Here is a 20,253-nt window from a genome sequence, read left to right as displayed (position 1 = left end):
GTTTTTACTGCAACAATAACAAGCGAGAAACGCATGAAAAAAATGCTTCATACAGTATTAGCATTGTCGGTGTCATTAGCGATAGGGCAGGTACATGCCGCCGAAAAAGACGAACAAAAATGGCAAGTAGATTCACCTAAGGGGCAATTTGTTGACGCTGCAATTAGCGTTGAGCAAGGCACATGGATGAATATAGATGTTAGCCCTGATGGTAAAACCGTGGTGTTTGACTTACTTGGCGATATTTACACTATGCCAATGAGTGGTGGTACAGCTACAAAGCTCACCTCTGATATTGCATGGCAAATGCAACCTCGTTTTAGTCCTAGCGGCAAAAGTATTGCGTTTACCTCCGATCAAGGTGGTGGCGATAACATTTGGATAATGGACTTAAATGGCGAAAATCAACACGCTGTTACCGATGAAACCTTTAGATTACTAAATAGCCCTGCATGGAGTCCTGATGGCGACTACTTAGTTGCGCGTAAACACTTTACAGCTAGCCGCTCATTGGGAGCAGGTGAAGTGTGGTTGTATCACAAAGCGGGTGGCAAGGGCGTACAGCTTACAAAACGCGAGAACGATCAAAAAGATTTAGGTGAGCCAATGTTTTCACCTGATGGTCGTTATGTATACTTTTCGCATGATGCAACACCCGGTAAAACCTTTCATTATTCAAAGGATTCTGTAGCGGGCATTTATAAAATTAAGCGCTACGACCGTGAAACGGGTGAAATTGAAACCATAATCGATACGATGGGCGGTGCTATTAGGCCTACACCGTCACCTGATGGAAAAAAACTGGCGTATATAAAGCGTGATGATTTTCAAACTAGTCTTTATTTATATGACTTAACCAGCGGTGAGCACACTAAGCTTTACGATAAGCTTGAGCGAGATATGCAAGAAACATGGGCTATTCATGGTGTATACCCAACCATTGCATGGACACCAGATAATGAAGAACTGGTATTTTGGGCTGGTGGTACAATTCACAAGCTAGATGTTGCAGACAAATCTGTAAAAACCATTCCTTTTAAAGTGCAAACAAGTAAAAAAATTCAAAAAGCGGTGCGCTTTACACAAAACTTAGATACTGATGAGTTTGATGTAAAAATGCTGCGTAATGTGCAAGTAAGCCCAGATGGCGAAACGGCAATTTTTGAAGCGCTTGGACATATTTATAAACGTGATTTAGAGTCGGGTAAAATTAAGCGTTTAACAAAGCAAACTGATCATTACGAATTATTTCCACAGTACTCTCGCGATGGTAAAAAAATAGTTTACACCACATGGGATGATAACAAACAAGGGTCAGTGAGAGTTGTGTCTGCGCGCAGTGGTCGTGGTGATACAGTTACTAAAGAGCCTGGCAAATACGTAGAGCCAACGTTTAGCCCAGATGGTAAAACGGTTGTTTATCGAAAAGCCACTGGCGGCAGTATTTTAAACCCTAAGTGGTCACTTAATCCGGGGGTTTATAGCGTAAGCGAAAAAGGCGGTAAAAGTGAGCTTATTTCAAAAAGTGGTTATCAACCACAATTTGGAGATGCAAACGATCGCGTTTTTATAATGAGTCCTTGGCCAAAACCAACGCTTAGCGTAGTTGAGCTTGAAAGTAAAAAAGTTCGCAAACTGTACGAGTCAGAACATGCGACAGAATTTAGAGTATCACAAGATGGGCAATACCTCGCTTTTGCTGAGCGATTTAAAGTATTTGTAACGCCGTTTGTTCAAAGTGGTAAAACAATTAATATTGGGCCTAAAGACAGTCAATTTCCAATAGAGCAGTTATCGGTACGTGCTGGTGAAAACATTAGCTGGAGTGCTAAGAGCAACACGCTTTATTGGACATTAGGGCCTGAGCTTTATCATGCAAGCCTTGAGGGGATGTTTGCCATTAACAAAGCCGAAGATGCCGACTTTAAAGTGAAAAGTGGCGATAATATCGGTTTCAGTAAAAAAATGGCAGAGCCTAAAGGCATGATTGCGCTCACTGGTGCAAAAATTATTACTATGGACGGCGAAAAGGTTATTGAAAATGGTGTTATTATCACCGATGGCAAGCATATCAAAGCAATTGGTACAGCCAGCGAGATAAGCATCCCTAAAGGTGCTGAGGTTATTGATGTAACAGGCAAAACAATTATGCCTGGTATTGTTGATGCTCATGCACATGGCTCGCAAGCAAGCGGTGAAATTATACCTGAGCAAAACTGGAAAAACTTTGCAGGTTTAGCGCTGGGTGTAACTACAATTCACGATCCATCAAACGATACCTCTGAAATATTTACCGCAAGCGAAATGCAAAAGGCAGGCATGATTGTTGGCCCGCGTATTTTCTCAACGGGTACTATTTTATATGGCGCAAATATGCCAGGTTATACGTCGCATATTGACTCGTTAGACGATGCTAAATTTCATTTAGAGCGCCTTAAAAAAGTAGGGGCGTTTAGTGTTAAATCGTATAACCAGCCACGCCGAGAGCAGCGCCAACAAGTTATTGAAGCAGGCCGTGAACTTGAAATGATGGTTGTCCCTGAAGGTGGCTCATTATTACAACATAACTTAAGTATGATTGTAGATGGACACACAGGTATTGAGCATTCAATCCCTGTAGAGAACATATACGACGATATAAAGCAGTTATGGTCGCAAAGTGATGCTGGTTACACACCAACACTTGTAGTGGCTTATGGTGGCATTTGGGGTGAGAACTACTGGTACGATAAAACTGATGTGTGGAATCACCCGCGTTTAAGTAAATTTGTGCCAAAAAATCAATTATTACCACGCTCTATGCGCCGCATTAAAGCGCCCGATCATCACTATAATCACTTTAATAACGCACGCGTTGCTGCTGAGCTGCAAGACCTAGGTGTATTAGTTAACTTAGGTGCGCACGGTCAGCGTGAAGGCTTAGGTGCACACTGGGAGATGTGGATGTTCGCACAAGGCGGAATGACACCGCTTGAGGCAATACGTGCTTCAACACTCGATCCGGCTAAGTATTTAGGGCTTGATAAAAACGTAGGCTCGCTTGAAGTGGGCAAACTGGCTGATTTAATGGTTATAGATGGCGATCCGCTTAAAAATATTCGAGATTCGGATAAAGTAGATTACACCATGATCAATGGTCGACTATTCAATGCAGAGACAATGAATGAAGTGGGTAAAAAAGAACGCGAACCACTTTATTTTGAAGAACTGTAATTTATTTTAAACTTTTTAAAGCGGCTACATAGCCGCTTTTTTTAGCCTTACACAACTTATAAAGCTTTATGTTTTTGGCAAATAACGGATATAAAAAAACCGCTTAACGCGGTTTCTTTTAAAAATCATAAATGTTGATTAAACAACACCGCGCGGTAAGCGACAGTCATGATCTTTACGAGCTAAAATTACAATCCAAAGTTCTTCCGCTGTGTAACCTTCTTCATTTTCGGTAACAACAGTGAATGGCGCTTTTTTCTGTGCTTTAACAGGAGCAGCTGCTTTTGGTTTTTTCGTTTTAGTTGTTTTACCAGAGTTTAATTTTTTAGTAAGCTCTGCTACGTCAGCTAGGCGTAAATTTTTACCGCCATCAATGCTGTACCAACCAGGTTTGGTTGTGATTTCAGGTTTTTTACCATTGGCAGTTTCGTACGCTGCTTCAAAGGCAGATAACACTTCTGTTTTGTCTAGTTTGCTCATCAGAGACCCTATACGTTGTGAACACAGATAAAGAAGAGGTATTTATACCTATTTTAAAACAGTTTTTCAATTTTTTGCGATTTTCCTTCCATTTTAGGCCTATAAACGCCAAAATTTGCACAAAATTCAGTGCTAAGTAAGGTAAGTTGTATGCAACGTAGAGAATTTAACCAACTCCTAAATGACATTTTGAAACCTCATTTAATAAAAGATTTTTGCCCAAATGGCTTACAGGTCGAAGGTAAAAACGAAATTAAAAAAATTGTGACGGGTGTAACCGCAAGTCAAGCTTTAATAGAAGCTGCTATTGAGCAACAAGCAGATGCTATTTTGGTTCATCATGGTTTTTTTTGGAAAGGGGAATCTCAACCAATAACGGGTATGAAAAAGCGTCGCATAGGCGCACTACTAGCAAACGATATTAATTTATTCGGCTATCACTTACCACTCGATATTCATCCAGCAGTTGGCAATAACGCACAACTTGCAAAGTTATTAGATATTGAAATTGAAACAGGGCTAGAGCCAACTTCAAATAGCGTAGCAATGAAAGGGCGTTTAAAAACACCATTAAGTGGTGAAGATTTTGCAGATAAAATTGCAAAAGTGCTTAATCGAACCCCGCTCACAAGCTTAGTACGCTCAGCTAAAATAGAAACCATTGCACTGTGTACTGGTGGTGGGCAAGGATATATTGACTTAGCAGCAGAGCAAGGCATTGATGCTTACTTAACGGGTGAAGCATCGGAGCAGACAATTCATAGTTCTCGTGAGCAAAACATTGATTTTTTTGCAGCCGGGCATCATGCAACAGAGCGCTATGGTGTAAAAGCACTAGGTGAGTTACTTGCTCAAGAGCATGGTTTTGATGTGACATTTATAGACATAGATAACCCAGTTTAATTAGGCTATATAAGTTACAGCGCCTCTGGATCTATCCAGCGGCGCAAACTTATCCATATATTTCCTACTACTTCGTGACTGTATTGAGTAACCACAAGTAAGGCATGAGCATTGGGAATAAACTGCTTGCTCCATGGAAGTGCAGCAAAATTATGATAATCAGTGGCTGCGGTTATGACTTCAATACCTTGAGCATTAAATAAGTCTTTGGCACGGGGCATGTGCAGTACAGATGTTACTAGTGCAACTTTAAAGTCGACTAATTTTGATGCCAGTAATTTAGCTTCTTCACCTGTATCCATTGCTTTTGGATTTTGGAAAATACGGCTCTTATTAACGCCTAAACTAATTGCCGTTTGATACATAAGCCCGCTATTAGTGGTATTTTTATAACCCCCGCCTGAAACGATAAGCTCTGCATTAGGGTAGTGTTTCGCCAGTTTTACACCTTCGACTAAGCGCGTTAGCGCACAATTACCTAATTGATTATTTGAACTTAAAGCCGAATTTGGGTTTATATCGCAACCTAGTACAACTATTTTGTCTATTTTTGGATGCTTTAGAGTATTAAACGCAAGCGACGCTGGTTCATTATTTTGGATAATTAAATTGGCGATAAAGGGGGTGCTCAATGCAAGTAATACAATTAAGCTTAAAGTAGACAAGAAGAGGGCTGATTTGCGGCCTTTAAATGCCAGTGGGAGCATCAGGCACGCAAATAAACCAAATAGAGGCAGTGGCATAAGTAAACCACCAATCATTTTTTTAATAACAAACATAAGAGTTAAACGCTGTAGAGTTAATTACAGCGATATTACTTATTATATTGATGATTATCGACCGTTATTTAGCTTACACGTATTTAAAAAGTGACGATAAACAGGGTTATCTTTCATGTCTTTTTTCATCGCTAAATACATAGGGCGAGTAAGACCAAGAGCGCCTAAAGGAATTGATTTAATTAAGCCTTGGCTTTCATAAGGTGTAACTAGCCAATCAGGTAAAGCGGCAACGCCCATGCCGGCACTTACTAGTTGAAAAATAAGTAATCCTTGGTCAACCGTTTTTAATGTACCGTCAAAACGTGCATTTTGAATGAAATGCTTAAATATATCTTGGCGTTCTCGCGGGATAGGGTATGAAATAATAGTTTCGTTTTTTAAATCAAGCGCTGTTACATACGCTTTTTTAGCAAGTTCATGATCCGGTGCCACAATAAGCTTCAATTTAAAATCAAATAAGTGCGCGTATTCTAATGTGTCGGGTTCGCGTATGTCAGACGTTAAAACTAAATCGAGCTCATCGCTTAGTAAGTCAGGAATAGCGTCGTAACTAAAGCCACGTTCATAATCAATTTTTATATCAGGCCAAAAGTTATTAAATTCTTTAATAGTAGGTAATAACCAATGAAAACATGCATGGCATTCCACGCTCAAACGTAGTTGAGAAATAGGCTGGTTTAAGCTTTCTTTTAAACGACATTTAGTCGCTTCCATTTTTGGCAATATTTCGTGAGCTAATTCAAGTAATAGCATTCCCTGAGGGGTAAAGCGGACTGGTTGAGTTTTACGCTCAAATAATTGGCAATCCAATTTATTCTCTAAATCTTTGATTTGATGAGATAAAGCAGACTGTGTCAAAAATAACTCTCGTGCAGTATTAACCAAAGATCCTGTTTCTTTTAGGGTTGCTATGGTTTTTAAATGTTTAATACCAATCATCTTTAAAAATTCTCATGGGAAAAGTGAGTTCAGCTCAGATTAATTACATACTACGCCTATATAAAAAACGTTTCAACGTCTAGATGGCTAAAATTATGCGTTTTATTGCAGTTTATCGCTATGAATCGTGAAAATATTAGAGTTAGTAATGATAAAAGTCATTTGAAAACTGGTTTGATGAGTTTTAGATGAGTTTGCTTCATGTTGTATTTTAAATATAACGATTGCTGTGCGTTTTAGCTCAGCGTGAGTTTTAACCATGCTGATAACGGTATGAGGTGAGGTTTGTTGAATGCTTACTTTAGATTGTGCTTTAAAAAATAGAGTCGTTTTGCCTTATAGCTTAAGTTTAGCTCAATGGGAGAGTATATGCGTAATACCTAAGCCAGCGACCTACTCGCTGGCTCTTTTTATAAGGGTTTATTAATTAGTAATATGGCTTCTTTGGCAGTGACAGGTTTTGATTTTAAAAAGCCTTGACCATAGTCGCACGCGGTGGATTGCAAAATAGTTAATTGCTCAACTGTTTCTATTCCTTCAGCTACAACTTCAAGTTTTAATGATTGCGCAAGTGATAAAATGGCTTCAACAAGTGGGTTAGTAGAATCCTGTAGATGGTCAATAAAGCTTTTATCTATTTTTAAAATATGAATAGGCAGTTGGTGCAAGTAGCCTAGTGCTGAATAACCTGTTCCAAAATCATCAAGACATAATTTTACTTTTAAAGGTGAAAGACCTTCAATTATTTGAGTGGCGAGTTCTAGATTTTCTATTAAGCCAGATTCGGTAATTTCTAAGCATAAAGAACCAAGAGGTAATTGGTACTTATTATAAATGGAATGTATTTGCGCTACAAAATCGAGGCATGCAAAGTGTCGTGACGATACATTAACGGTGACTTTTAAAAAGCGATGGCCTTGTTGGTGCCAATTTGAAATATGCTGGGCCGCCAAATCAAGTAAATGTAAATCAAGATTTATAATTTGCCCTGTAGTTTCAGCTATCGGTATAAAGTCATTAGGGGGTACAAACCCTTTTGTAGGGTGATGCCAACGAACAAGTGCTTCAAAGCCGATAACTTCACTGGTAGTAATGGTGAAAATTGGTTGAAAATAAAGTTCAAACTCGTTGTGTTCAATACCGTGTTGTAAGTCGTTTTCTATATCGGCATGGGTTTTAAGTTTTTTACGCATCGTGTTATTAAAAAACTTTACCTGACCACGTCCGGTTGACTTAGCTTCATACATAGCGGCATCGGCTTGTTGCAGTAATATATAAGCTTCGTCGTTTACGTTATCTGTATAGGCAACCCCAATACTCGTTGATGCTTGGAGTAAGTGGTTATCTATATTTAAAGGTTTTGATAATGCGTTTTTAATGCGGTTTAAAGCTTCATTAACTTGGTTTTTATGCGTGATGTTTTCCATAAAAATTGCAAATTCATCGCCGCCTAAACGTGCAAATGTATCCGTGCTTCGTACTGTACCTTTAATCAAGTCGCATATTTTTATAAGGAAGTGGTCCCCAACTTCATGCCCGAGCGAATCATTAATACTTTTAAAACGGTCAAAGTCTAGATACAACAGGGCATGGCTAGTACTCTTTTTAGCACGCGTTAAACGTAAAATAGCATGTTTTATACGTTCAATAAGTAGTGAGCGGTTAGCAAGGCCTGTAAGCTCGTCATGTAATGCTTTGTGCTCAAGTTCTTGGCGGGCTAATTGCCTATCAATTGCCATACTTATTTGGCGACTTACATACGTTAGAAGAGCACTATCGTGTTCGTTGTAATGCAGTGTTTTATCGTAGCTTTGTACAACGATAACCCCGCTTATACGATCACTTGTTTGAAATGGAACACCTAACCAAGACTCAGATTGCCGACCTACCATTTTAAAATCACCGTTATTAATGTGACTTTGAAAGGCATCTTTGTTAAGTAATAGGGTTTGCTCTGTTTTTAGAAGGTAATATGAAGCGGTATCTTTAAGTTGTTCTTTAGATATTTTTTGATGAGTTTTAGTGTTTATGCCTTCTTCGACTATGTAAACGAGGTCAAGTATATCTACTTTTTTGTCGTATAGAGCGATAAAAAAGTTATCGGCTCGAAGTAAGTTATTTATGATTGAATGCAAGGCTTTAAAAAATGTATCTAGGTCATTCGCTTTGTAAGTTAGGTTAGCTATTTGTAATAAGCTGTTTTCTAATTTTTGTGCATTGTTGAGTTGCTCAACTGTTTTTTGTAAGTTGTTTACTGTATTAACCTGGTTAATCTTGGCACTGAGTAAGTGAGCAACTGTTGTAAGAATTTCAAGGTGTGCATTGGTAAAATAACCTTTGATTGGGTGCTCACAATCAATAACACCTAAAACTTGTTCTTTATATATAAGGGGAACACATAGTTCTGATTGAGCAGGGCGTTCATCAGCGATATAACGGCTGTCTTTCGTTACATCGTTAATAATTACCGCTTTTCCGGTCGTTGCAACTGCGCCCGTTATACCTTCACTAAAACGTATTATTTTACGTTCCGCTTGATATTTGTCCCGCGCGTGTGCAATACCCATTGATGCAACTTGGTTTAATGTATTTGCATTATTGTCAGCTAGATATATGACACAATCAACAAACCCTAAGCGATTTACAACGTGCGTTGTAACATACTCAAACAATTCTTCTAATGTATCGAGTTGCAATAGGCTAGATGAAAATTGATTAATGATACTTAGTTGATCAGTTTTTATCTCAAGCGCTCTAGTAGCATCGGTTTTATAAGACATAGGCAATTTATATTGTTCTTTTTATTTTTAAATTCGCAGTTAAGTTAACCTAATCTTGGGTTTTTGTACAAATTAAAGCGATGAGTGGTTTCAATACACTGTAAAGTTTTAATATAGCGAGTTTTAATTAATCATAAATCATTACAATAAGCTAATAACATTGAATTTGCTCATTGTGCTTTAAATAGTACCTCAGTAATTTTATCCATATAAAAACTTTATTTTTAATAAAATCTTTACTCGAAAACATCATATGCCTATGATCGGATAAATTCAGCCGTGGAACAAAGTAATGACAAGTAATAATACAAACTCTGTAACAACCCTTACTATCACTCGCCCTGATGACTGGCATGTACATTTACGTGATGGTGACCAGTTAAAAGACACTGTACGCGATATTAGCAGATACATGGGCCGCGCTATTGTTATGCCAAACCTTGTTCCGCCAGCAACGTGCACAGATACGGCATTGTCGTACAGAGAACGCATTATGTCTGCAAATCCACAAGGCAACTTTGAGCCATTAATGGTTTTGTATCTCACGGATAAAACTACACCAGATGAAATAATAAAAGCTAAAGCGACAGGTAAAATAGTAGCAGCTAAGCTTTACCCTGCTGGCGCTACCACTAATTCTGACTCGGGTGTTACATCAGTAAAAAATATTTATCCAGCTTTAAATGCAATGCAAGAAGTAGGAATGTTGCTGTTAGTGCATGGGGAAGTGACAGATTCGTCGATTGATATTTTTGACCGTGAAAAAGTATTTCTGGATACAATTTTAGGAGATGTAGTAAATGACTTTCCTGAGCTTAAAATCGTACTCGAGCATATTACGACTAAAGATGCAGTAGAGTTTGTAGTTAATGCACCTAGCAATGTAGCGGCAACAATTACAGCGCATCACTTGCTTTATAACCGCAATCATATGTTAGCGGGTGGAATTCGCCCACATTATTACTGTTTGCCAATTCTCAAGCGTAACATTCACCAGCAAGCATTAATGGCTGCAGCAATAAGTGGAAATAAAAAATTCTTCTTAGGAACTGACTCTGCACCACATTATAAAGATAAAAAAGAAGCAGCTTGTGGGTGTGCTGGTGCATACACGGCTCATGCCGCTATTGAATTATATGCTGAAGCATTTGAGGATGCAGGAGCTTTGGACATGCTTGAAGGGTTTGCAAGCCACTTTGGCCCTGATTTTTACGAATTGCCGCGTAATACAGATACAATTACATTACAAAGAAAGCCGTGGAAAGTACCTGCAAGTTATACATTGGGCGACTCTGAAGTTGTGCCTATAAAGGCTGAAAATACAATGGATTGGTCTGTCGAATAACCAATAATATATTTAAATCTAAAGCCGCTTAATTTTTAATGCGGCTTTTTTGTTTGTGCTTTTGATATTATTGAAGCGTAATTCGACGACAGGGTGGTTGTAGGTGGCTTTTGATCTCGCTTACAGCAATAAATATTACAATAATACTTATAGTTTTTGCTTGTAAATTAGTCAGTTAAAGGCGATTTAAAACAAATTTATATTTTTAAGAAATAATTCCTAATTAATAGAGCGAAAAAAAATATAATGTGTTAATCTTACCTTGCTTTGAGTTTTTATGTATTGAATTTACGGATATTGTGCTGCGTTTAAGGTTACCGGTTAGGTTATTACTTGTTCCTGTACTGTACCTCCATATTTTTGAGCATTGACTCAGGGAGGATATTGCCATAATAATATGGCTGAATTTTAATTATTGACTTACAGGAAAATTTAGTATGTCGGTTACTGGTAAAGTAAAGTTTTTCAACGAAGCTAAAGGCTTTGGTTTCATTGAACAAGAAAATGGTCCTGATGTGTTTGTACATTTCAGCGCAATCACTGGTTCTGGTTTTCGCACTCTTAGCGAAGGTCAAGCAGTGACATTCAGCATCAAACAAGGTCAAAAAGGCCCTGAAGCTGAGAACGTAGAAGCAGCATAATTTATTATGTGAACTCTAGTTCATCTTGGTGAAGCAGGTTTCTGTTTCACCATAATTCCCCTTCCTTAAATCTATTTATTTCATACCTCAAATTCTCCTTTTTTTAAACTTAAAAAACTACTCAAACATTCTATCTTTGCAAAGCTAAACAACTAATAATCTAACGGACAAAACAATCCTCTAATACTTTTAAAAACCATTCATAAGAATTTATTCAATGGGCCTGATACCAGCTTAAATAAAATCGATGCTCAATATCAATCCATGCAAATTCTGTTTCAAGCTTACTCTGTGTGACGAAGGCTACTCATTGATAAGGGCTTCTAGGTGCTTCTATTACTTTATTATGTGAACGTAAAGCTTCATTTATAGTGTATTACTAATAAAGTAGGGTAACTCTTCATGATTAACTTAATTACTGAATTAACCTTAACGTTAAAATAGTATTAAAGAATACTTTAAAGCGGTAAATACAACCTGTTTAATTATCAAAAGCTTTTATGCTGCTAAAAGAAATGCATTGTTGAGTTTATTATTACTATTTATGGAAAAACACGTTTTAAAATAGTTTTAAAAGTAACGTATATAAAGCGTGAGTATCCGATATTAAATATTATCCAGTGTTGTTTTTTTGTGCGACAAATGGTTTGTTTTTTCAGATGAAGTGTAACTGAGGCGATAAAACACGATAAAATCGTGTAAAAAATAACTTTTGTTATATCAATTTATATTTTTTTTAGTTTTTTTTCAGTGCGAATTCAGCTTTAGCTAAATGTTGCAATAATGTTGTTTTATGTCAGTGCAATGCGAATAAATACACCCCTTAAAAGGCTTTAATAGAAATATTAAGAAAAAGCTTCGTTGCAATAATGTTAACTGTTGTGGGCTGGTACTTTCGTTTAAGCATTAACTTAGCTATTTATTTACTGAGATTAGTAAACATCAAGTTGACAGCGCTAATTGCATTTAGCATTATTGGAAGGTTGATATCTATTAAAAGATATCAGGGTTGTTCTCCTCGGAGGATAATTAAATTATAAAAGTAACATTACTTAATTGGTTGGGAACTATGTCTGTTAAAATCAGAAAGAGTCTTGTAGCAACTGCGTTGGTTGGCGCATTTGCATTTGCAAGCAGCAATGTGATTGCAGATCCTTTGAATGACGTGCAAAAAGCAGGTCAACAAATTCAAAAGGCTGCGGTTAAGTCTCAAACTAAAATTGACAATGTATATGGTCAAACTCAGGAGCTAATCGCTGAGTACCGTAGCGTTGTTGATGAGACTGAACTTATGAAAGTGTATAACGATCACGTGTCGCGCTTGGTTGATAGCCAAAACGCTTCAATTGAATCGTTTGATCGTCAAATCGCGACGATTGATAACACTAAACAAAACGTTGTGCCTTTGATGTATCGCATGATCGATACGCTTGAGCAATTCATCAAAGCGGACGTTCCATTTAATCTTGAAACGCGTTTAGGACGTGTTGAAAGACTACGTGAGATCATGGTTTCTGCGTCTGTAACGACGTCTGAAAAATTCCGTCAAGTACTTGAAGCTTACACTATTGAAACAGCATACAGCTCTCTTGTATCTGCTTCACAAGGTACTCTAGAAGTTGATGGTAAAAGCATTAACGTTGATATCGGTCAGTTAGGTCGTATCACTTACGTTGCTCAGTCTTTTGACTTGAAACATGCTTGGGTGTGGGATAACAACACTAAACAGTGGAAAGCATTAGGCGAAGAATACCTAAAACCTGTTAAAGAAGTTATTCGTATGGCGCGTAAGCAAGCGACATTAGAACTTGTTAAACTACCTATCTTTGGCGCGGAGTAATCAATAATGAAGAAACTATTTAAAGGTTTTGCTGTTGCAGCAGTACTAACTGTTTCTGCAGGTACCGCGCTTAATGCACATGCAAATACTGGAGCTCTAGATAAAATTCTTGAGCAGGTAAAGCAAGAGCGTATCTCTGAAGGTAAAATCAATAAGCAACGTGAGCAAGAGTTCTTATCAGAACGTGCTGACAAGCAAGCATTACTTAACAAAGCTAAAAGCCAACTTGCTTCTGAGAAGTCTCGTGGTGAAAGCTTAGCTAAGCAATATGCACAAAACGAAAATACGCTAGCTGAAAAAGAAGCAGCTCTTCAAAGTGCCCAAGGTACTTTAGGTGAGATGTTTGGTGTTGTACGTCGTGCAGCTCAAGATGCTATCGGTTCTATCGAAGCGTCACTAGTTAGTGCTGAAAAACCAGGTCGTGCTGAAATCTTACGTTCGTTAGCAGCTGCTAAAGAACTTCCTACAGTTCGCGAACTTGAAGAACTTTGGATTTCACTTCAAACTGAAATGACAGAATCAGCTAAAGTTTCAACTTTTGAAACTGAAGTTGCTGGTCTTGACGGTAACCCGTCAATGAAAAAAGTAACACGTATCGGTAACTTTAACTTAGTTACAGACGATGGTTACTTAATTTATTCACCAGAGACTAAGTCTATCCAGCCTCTAGGTAAGCAACCAGACGGTTATATCTTAGACGGTATCACGGCTCTAGAAAATACATCACCAGATAACTACGCTGGTGTTTACATAGATCCGACTCGTGGTGCTATCTTACGTATCAACACTCAAAAAGCGACCCTTATGGAATACTTCCATCAAGGTGGCGTAGTTGGTTATATCATCACGGCTTTACTTGGCCTAGGTATGCTAATTACTCTAATCCGCTTTGTTGACCTTACACTTACTACTAGTAAGATTAAGAGCCAGCTTAAAAATGTTGCTACACCGAATACAAATAATCCACTGGGTCGTATTCTTAAAGTGTACCATGACAACAAGAACCAAGATGTTGAAAACCTTGAGCTTAAACTTGATGAAGCGATTCTACGTGAAACGCCACGCATTGAAGCTGGTATCAATATAATTAAGATTCTTGCTGCAATCGCACCGTTACTAGGTCTACTAGGTACAGTAATCGGTATGATCTTAACGTTCCAAACAATCACATTGTTCGGTACGGGTGATCCGAAGATCATGGCAGGTAACATCTCTCTAGCACTTGTAACTACAGCGCTAGGTCTAATTGCTGCATTACCACTAATTCTACTTCATGCTCTTGTAGCTGGTCGTAGTAAGTCGGTATTACACATCCTTGATGAGCAAAGCGCGGGTATCGTTGCTACTCACGCGGAGAAGGAGAAAGCCTAATGCTAGTCCTGATGGAGATATGGGAATCTATCAGGGATTTTGTTGGCACAGGCGGCCAGGTTTTATACGTGGTCGCGATAGCACTCTTTCTTATGTGGGTTTTAATGATTGAGCGCTATTGGTTCCTACTTGCAGAATTTCCTCGCACAGCGAAAGAAATTGTAGCAAAGTGGGATGCCCGCCAAGACACTACGTCTTGGTACGCACACAGAATCCGTGAAGCATGGATTTCTGAAGCGTCTGAAAAATTAGATCAGCGTATGTTGTTGATTAAGACATTAGTAGCTGTTTGTCCTTTAATAGGCTTACTTGGTACTGTTACTGGTATGATCTCGGTTTTTGAAACCATGGCCAACCAGGGTACGGGTAACGCACGTTTAATGGCATCAGGTATTTCAATGGCAACAATCCCAACAATGGCTGGAATGGTTGCGGCACTATCTGGAGTATTTTTTAGCTCACGTCTTGAGACAAAAGCTAAAATGGTGAAAGCCAAACTTATTGATAGTATGCCTCATCACTAGAGAGAGAATTAAATATGGCACGTAAACAACGTTTTCGTGAAGAAGAAGAAGCAGCGGTTGATATGACGCCAATGCTTGACATCGTATTTATCATGCTTATTTTCTTTATCGTAACTACATCGTTCGTTAAAGAGGCTGGTATCGAGGTCAATAAACCTAAAGCGGCTCAAGCTACTAAGCAAAAAAATGCTAACATTTTTATTGCTATTCGTAGTAACGGCGAGATCTGGATTGATAAACAGCAGGTTGATGTTGAACGTATTTCAGCAAAAATCGAAAGTTTATTAGCAGAACAACCTACTGAAGTTGTAATTTTGCAAGCTGATAAAGAAGCAAAACACGGCGTAGTGGTTAAAGTTATGGACCAGATTAAAGCGACGGGTGATAACCTGAGAATTTCAATAGCTGGAGATCAGTAATGATTCGTTTTCTGTTTTCACTGATTGCAGGTGGGGCAGTTACTTTCGGCTTGTTCTACTTCATGGCATTCCTCATCTCTGGTGGGGCTGACCGTAATACGGAACAAAAAGAGCAGATCATAGTCGAAATAATGACGAATCCGCCTGAATCTAAGGTGCAGGAGAGGAAGCGTGTACCGCCTCCTCCTCCGCCACCGCCAAAGCAGCCGCCTAAACCGCAGCCGCCACAGCCGGAAAATAATAATCCAAATCCTGGTGCTATGTCATTTAATATGGGAAGCATTGATGTTGGTAGTTCGGCAGGTGGACTAAGTGGTCCTGGTGCATTTGGACGAGATGGTGATGCGACACCTATCGTTCGTATAGAACCAAAATATCCAACGCAAGCAGCACGTGATGGTAAAGAAGGTTGGGTTCAACTTTCATTCACAATTGATGAGCTAGGTGGAGTAACTGACGTTGAAGTAATTGACGCAGAACCGAAACGTATCTTTGACCGTGAAGCTAAACGTGCACTGCGTAAGTGGAAGTACCGTCCTAAGATCATTGACGGAAAACCACAGAAACAACCAGGTTTACAAGTTCAATTAGACTTTAAACTTAACCAAGGCAACTAAGGAGGCGAGTAATGAGAAATTTTTCTAAAGTAACTGCTCTTGCAATTCTTATGTCTGTGTCGGGTGCTACTTTAAGTGCATCTGTTTTAGCAGCGCCGGATTACGCAAAGATTGAAGAGCGTAAAAAAGCAAAAACTAAAATCATGGGCGAGCGTACTGGTAAAAAAGTAATTAAAGCATTTGATTTGTACAACGAAGAAAAAGTTGATGAAGCAATTGTTTTGCTTAGAGAAATCGAGCCTTCGAATGACTTTGATAAAGCGACCGTAAATCGTTACTTAGGTAGCATGTACGCTCAAAAAGAAAAGTATGACGAAGCGATCAAGTACTCTAAGCAAGCCGTTGCACCTGATGTTTTAAACTTTGCTGATCAAGAACAAACTCTTAAGTTGTTAGGTGACTTATACGCTGGTACAGAAAAGTTCCAAGAAGCTAAAAAAGCATATGTAGCTTGGATGGACTTTACCGGTGAAGAGGACCCTACGGTTTATACACGTATTGCTCAAGCTAACTATCAGTTAGAGCAATACCGTGATGTTTTTGAACCAGCAGATAAGGCAATAAAACTTCAAAAAGAGCCTAACAAAGGCCCTTACCAATTAAAACTTGGCGCATACTTTGAGCTTAAAGATTATGCAAACATGGTTAAAATTGGCGAAGAAATTGTTCGTGTATGGCCTGATGATAAAAAAGCTTGGGTTAGCTTAGGTAAGTATTACCTACAAACTGAAGATTATTCTAAAGGTTTAGCAACTATGGAAGTTGCATACAAGAATGGTTACTTTGAAAATGAAGTTGAGTATAAAGTCTTATCTAACTTTTACTCTCTAAATGAGATCCCTTATAAAGCAGCTGTAACGCTAGAAAAGGCCATTAAGAGTGAAAAAGTAGAACGTACAAAGCAGAATGTTAGCGCGATTGCGAGTAATTACCATCGTTCTAAAGATTTAGAAAAAGCTGCTAAGTACTACGAAGATGCTGCTAAATTTGATGACGACGCTGAGCTTTACCGCAAAGCAGGTTCATTACTTTTACAATCTGAAAAATTCAGTGCTGCTATTGTTCGCTTGAACAAAGCATTAGAGCTTGGCTCTGACAAAAAAGGCACAATTTATTCAGATTTAGCTGAAGCGTATTACTACCAAGGTAAGTATAAGCAAGCATATGCTGCAATTACTAAAGCTATGGATGACCCTCGCACACGTAAGTTTGCAAAAGGTTGGTCTACATATATTAAAGATAAAGCCGCTCGCAACGGTGTTAAAATTTAATTTTAATTAGCTTAAGCAACTTATAAAAAGCCCCTCTGGGGCTTTTTTTATTGGAACTACTATGTATAAAAAGCTCTTTTTATCATCACTACTGTGCCTATTTTTAGCTGCATGTTCAAAGCAGCCTCAACCTTATGAGTCGTTTGAGGACGCACAAGTCGCTTTAAAAGCTTTAAACATGGCGCTTGTACAAACAGGTGCTACTAAAGGCAATAACATTGAAAAAGATCAATTGGTTTTCTCTGATGCTTACTTAACAAAACGCCATACTATTTATCAGAGCCTAATGGGTATGGAGCTTAATCTAAATCAAATTGCGCAAGTAAACTATCTGGTAATTGCAGAGCGTTTCCCTGAACGCTACTTTAATTGGCCGGCCCAAGTAAATGTTTTAGAAAACATGCTCGCTTTTGAAGGCTCAAAAAACACACCGGATAATGTTATTACTTGGCTCAAGTTAACCCAAGATACCCTAGACAGTGCTCAACAAAGCAATTTAAAGCTGAACAAGGTTGAACTTACATTGTTACAAAGCTATGTATTAAGTGCGATAGCAAGTAACCATGTTCAACCAGCGCTTAAAAGCCATATAAGAGCTTTTAGCGATTATTTAGCTAGTTATAAGCCAAGAGGAAGTGTGGGTCTAAGAGGTCTGCCAAATGGCACTCAGTGGTATCAGAGCAAACTTAATTACTTTAGTGGCGAAGTACATTCACCGTTAGAATGGGTTACTCTTTTAAACGAAAAAATAAAAGTATTAGATCGTGTTGCATTCGACAGTAAGCTGCCAACTTCTCACCAAAAATCGTTTTTAGTTCAGTATTTATCTGATGAAAAATTAATAGAAGGTTTAGATTGGCAGGCTAACTATCAAGACTTACCTGCAATGGCGAGCGCTATGGATATGTCTAATAAAGATAAAACATTGATGCTTGCGATGATGGAATCAGATATAGGTATTCACTACCATGCGTGGACTTTGCCTCAAGCAAAGGTAAACCTTATAAAGCGCCTACAAATGAGTCCAGAAGAGGCCCAGTACTTGGTTGAAGATATAATTCTCTACCCAGGGCAATCATTTAGCTTTATACAACACATTATATAATGATTTGAAAGTGCGCTTATTGTGCGCACTTTGTACACCGTTGAGTTGCGGGGTCTAGTTCAAGTGACTTAGCTGATATTTTTTCTTCACAATCACAGCAGTAGCCATACTGGCCAATTTCTATTTGACTTAGTGCGGCTTCTAGTTTGGTCATGCGACTGATCAAAAGTGCATACTCAGGGCCTAACTTCTCTGCTGCGCAGTCTAACCATTCATTATTTGCTGTATCAGCTAAAATTTGTATTAAATGGTGATGTGCAGGGTAAGCTGATTTAGAAAGCATGGTTAATATATTTAATTTAACTTGTGCTATTTCATCGTTAAGTCTTTTTTGATGATGCATTATCAGTACAACCTTATTAAATGGGCTTTACGTTATACTGATATTATCTAGAGCCTTTAAGTTAGTCGTTATGATTTGAATCAAGTTGAGGTGCTTTGGCATATTTATTTAATACGCTCGCCACATCTTCTTTACTTTTTAAACGTCTGATTTCGTCAAACAAATCGATAGCTTGCGGGTACTGGCGTTTTAGATAACCAAGCCATTGTTTAGTACGTGAAGCAAAGTATTTTTCATCCTTCGCGGGGTCTTGATGAATAGCTGAGTGAATTAAGTGATAAATAATATGCTCCCACTCAAGGCCATCATATTGCTCATTATTTACATGAGCTTTAATTTTTTTTGCTAAATCAGGGTGCGAAAGGGCGCCACGACCCAGCATTAAATCAGTGCACCCACTTCGTTTTTGACAAAGCATTGCGTCCTCTACTTGCCAAATTTCACCATTGGCAACAACTGCAATATTCTTACCTTTTATTATTGGTGGAATTTTTTCCCAATAAGCTGGCGGGTTATAACCATCTCGTTTGGTTCTGGCGTGAATAGCTACACTATTTGCACCTGCACTTACCACAGCATCAACAATTTCTTGGCTGTTACTGTCATCATCAAAGCCTAAGCGAATTTTTGCACTTACTTCATGTTCATCATCTACAGCATCTCGGACTGCTTTAATAATCGTATACATATGGTCAGGGTCTTTAAGCAGTACAGCCCCCCCTCGGCTACGATTAACTGTTTTGGCTGGGCAACCAAAATTTAGGTCGACCCCATGGGACCCTAATGCGATTGCTCTTATTGCATTTTCGGCTAACGGATTTGCTTCTTGACCGAGTAATTGAACACGCACAGGAGTACCTGCTCGTGTAAATCCATTATTATGTAGTTCAGGGCAAAATCGATGAAAAACTTTTTCAGGTAAGCATGTTTCAACCACTCTTACAAACTCTGTAACGCACAAATCGAACCCACCAATGTCTGTGAGTAATTGACGCATTTTAAAATCAACGACACCTTCCATAGGTGCTAAAACAAGTTTCATAAAGAGATTAATTTTGATAAAAAACTGGAGGCATAGTTTACCTGTAAATCACACATTGATAAATCTGTAATTACCGCCCATATTTGATGTATAAATTGCAAAAGTAAATATTATGAAAATAAATGAAAGTTTTTATTTTTGTACGGGTCTACTTAAGCATACAAGCAATTTAAAAATACATTTTTATTGCTGAGATTTACAACCCTTGATTAAAGAGAGTCATAAAATGAATACAGTTAAAAAAAATACAATCGCGTTAACTTTAGGTGCAGTAGTAGTTGGCTCTGCAAGTTTTGTATCTGCAGATGTACAAGCTAACCCATTTGAGTTTCAACAACTAGTAACAGGTTACCAATTAGATGCTGCAGAAGGTAAGTGCGGTGAAGGCAAATGTGGCGGTGACGCAAAAGATAAAAAAGAAGGTAAATGCGGCGAAGGCAAATGTGGTGGCGACGCAAAAGATAAAAAAGAAGGCAAATGCGGCGAAGGCAATTGTGGCGGCGATGCAAAAGATAAAAAAGATAGTAAATGCGGCGAAGGCAAATGTGGTGGCGACGGAAGTGCTACTAAAAAAACTAAAAGAGACGAAGAGTGCGGAGGCGGCGGTTGTGGAGACGGTTAAGATAATAATAGAAATA

18 protein-coding genes are annotated in these 20,253 nt (G+C 38.4%); 12 read left to right on the top strand and 6 right to left on the bottom strand.

The window, feature by feature from the left end:
- Window positions 1-33: 33 nt before the first annotated feature.
- Window positions 34-3,213, top strand: coding sequence for an amidohydrolase family protein (locus tag H5090_RS18430; protein WP_182696421.1), 3,180 nt, complete (start codon window positions 34-36; stop codon window positions 3,211-3,213).
- 138 nt (window positions 3,214-3,351) lie between these two features.
- Here the strand turns inward: H5090_RS18430 and H5090_RS18425 are convergent, their stop codons facing one another.
- Window positions 3,352-3,693 (bottom strand): hypothetical protein, encoded by a 342-nt coding sequence (locus H5090_RS18425; RefSeq protein ID WP_002961684.1) that lies wholly within the window; start codon window positions 3,691-3,693, stop codon window positions 3,352-3,354.
- Window positions 3,694-3,843: 150 nt separating this feature from the next.
- Here H5090_RS18425 and H5090_RS18420 point away from each other — a divergent pair, with 150 nt between their 5' ends.
- Window positions 3,844-4,596, top strand: a complete 753-nt coding sequence (locus H5090_RS18420; RefSeq protein WP_182198005.1) for a Nif3-like dinuclear metal center hexameric protein — start codon at window positions 3,844-3,846, stop codon at window positions 4,594-4,596.
- 14 nt (window positions 4,597-4,610) lie between these two features.
- Here the strand turns inward: H5090_RS18420 and H5090_RS18415 are convergent, their stop codons facing one another.
- From H5090_RS18415 to H5090_RS18405, 3 genes are all read right to left on the bottom strand, one after another.
- Window positions 4,611-5,375, bottom strand: a complete 765-nt coding sequence (locus H5090_RS18415) for a YdcF family protein (RefSeq protein WP_182696420.1) — start codon at window positions 5,373-5,375, stop codon at window positions 4,611-4,613.
- Window positions 5,376-5,429: 54 nt separating this feature from the next.
- Window positions 5,430-6,317 (bottom strand): LysR family transcriptional regulator, encoded by an 888-nt coding sequence (locus H5090_RS18410; protein ID WP_002961689.1) that lies wholly within the window; start codon window positions 6,315-6,317, stop codon window positions 5,430-5,432.
- Between the two features lie 410 nt (window positions 6,318-6,727).
- Window positions 6,728-9,097, bottom strand: a complete 2,370-nt coding sequence (locus tag H5090_RS18405; protein WP_182696419.1) for an EAL domain-containing protein — start codon at window positions 9,095-9,097, stop codon at window positions 6,728-6,730.
- Window positions 9,098-9,389: 292 nt separating this feature from the next.
- On the opposite strand from H5090_RS18405, the gene pyrC reads away from it, so the two are divergent.
- The 9 genes from pyrC (at window position 9,390) to H5090_RS18360 (ending at window position 18,230) form a co-directional block, all read left to right on the top strand.
- Window positions 9,390-10,442, top strand: coding sequence for a dihydroorotase (gene pyrC / locus H5090_RS18400; protein ID WP_182696418.1), 1,053 nt, complete (start codon window positions 9,390-9,392; stop codon window positions 10,440-10,442).
- A gap of 437 nt (window positions 10,443-10,879) precedes the next feature.
- Window positions 10,880-11,083, top strand: a complete 204-nt coding sequence (locus tag H5090_RS18395; protein WP_002961702.1) for a cold-shock protein — start codon at window positions 10,880-10,882, stop codon at window positions 11,081-11,083.
- Between the two features lie 1,069 nt (window positions 11,084-12,152).
- Window positions 12,153-12,923 carry a DUF3450 domain-containing protein gene (locus tag H5090_RS18390; RefSeq protein WP_165742764.1) on the top strand — a complete coding sequence of 257 codons (771 nt, stop codon included), beginning with the start codon at window positions 12,153-12,155 and terminating at the stop codon, window positions 12,921-12,923.
- A gap of 6 nt (window positions 12,924-12,929) precedes the next feature.
- Complete coding sequence (locus H5090_RS18385; protein WP_002961707.1) at window positions 12,930-14,294, top strand: MotA/TolQ/ExbB proton channel family protein; 1,365 nt, start codon at window positions 12,930-12,932, stop codon at window positions 14,292-14,294.
- Window positions 14,294-14,818 (top strand): MotA/TolQ/ExbB proton channel family protein, encoded by a 525-nt coding sequence (locus H5090_RS18380; protein WP_002961709.1) that lies wholly within the window; start codon window positions 14,294-14,296, stop codon window positions 14,816-14,818. Before H5090_RS18385 ends, H5090_RS18380 begins: the two co-directional genes overlap by 1 nt.
- A 14-nt stretch (window positions 14,819-14,832) precedes the next feature.
- Complete coding sequence (locus H5090_RS18375; protein ID WP_002961710.1) at window positions 14,833-15,237, top strand: biopolymer transporter ExbD; 405 nt, start codon at window positions 14,833-14,835, stop codon at window positions 15,235-15,237.
- Window positions 15,237-15,854, top strand: a complete 618-nt coding sequence (locus H5090_RS18370) for an energy transducer TonB (RefSeq protein ID WP_024603667.1) — start codon at window positions 15,237-15,239, stop codon at window positions 15,852-15,854. Before H5090_RS18375 ends, H5090_RS18370 begins: the two co-directional genes overlap by 1 nt.
- Before the next feature lie 11 nt (window positions 15,855-15,865).
- On the top strand, window positions 15,866-17,125 hold the full coding sequence (locus H5090_RS18365) for a lipopolysaccharide assembly protein LapB (protein ID WP_002961712.1): 1,260 nt from the start codon (window positions 15,866-15,868) through the stop codon (window positions 17,123-17,125).
- 61 nt (window positions 17,126-17,186) lie between these two features.
- Window positions 17,187-18,230, top strand: a complete 1,044-nt coding sequence (locus H5090_RS18360; RefSeq protein WP_165742766.1) for a hypothetical protein — start codon at window positions 17,187-17,189, stop codon at window positions 18,228-18,230.
- A gap of 16 nt (window positions 18,231-18,246) precedes the next feature.
- On the opposite strand, the gene H5090_RS18355 is transcribed toward H5090_RS18360, so the two are convergent.
- On the bottom strand, window positions 18,247-18,573 hold the full coding sequence (locus tag H5090_RS18355; RefSeq protein WP_024603666.1) for a hypothetical protein: 327 nt from the start codon (window positions 18,571-18,573) through the stop codon (window positions 18,247-18,249).
- A 61-nt stretch (window positions 18,574-18,634) separates the two neighbouring features.
- Window positions 18,635-19,615, bottom strand: a complete 981-nt coding sequence (locus H5090_RS18350) for a tRNA-dihydrouridine synthase (RefSeq protein WP_182696417.1) — start codon at window positions 19,613-19,615, stop codon at window positions 18,635-18,637.
- 226 nt (window positions 19,616-19,841) lie between these two features.
- Between H5090_RS18350 and H5090_RS18345 the strand changes: the two genes are divergently transcribed.
- Window positions 19,842-20,237: a hypothetical protein gene (locus H5090_RS18345; protein ID WP_182696416.1), complete on the top strand. Its 396-nt coding sequence runs from the start codon at window positions 19,842-19,844 to the stop codon at window positions 20,235-20,237.
- Window positions 20,238-20,253 lie beyond the last annotated feature (16 nt).

It is taken from the genome of Pseudoalteromonas sp. SR43-5 (assembly GCF_014163835.1).
Classification (GTDB): domain Bacteria; phylum Pseudomonadota; class Gammaproteobacteria; order Enterobacterales; family Alteromonadaceae; genus Pseudoalteromonas; species Pseudoalteromonas distincta.
This window is presented reverse-complemented; position numbering and strand designations above follow the sequence as displayed.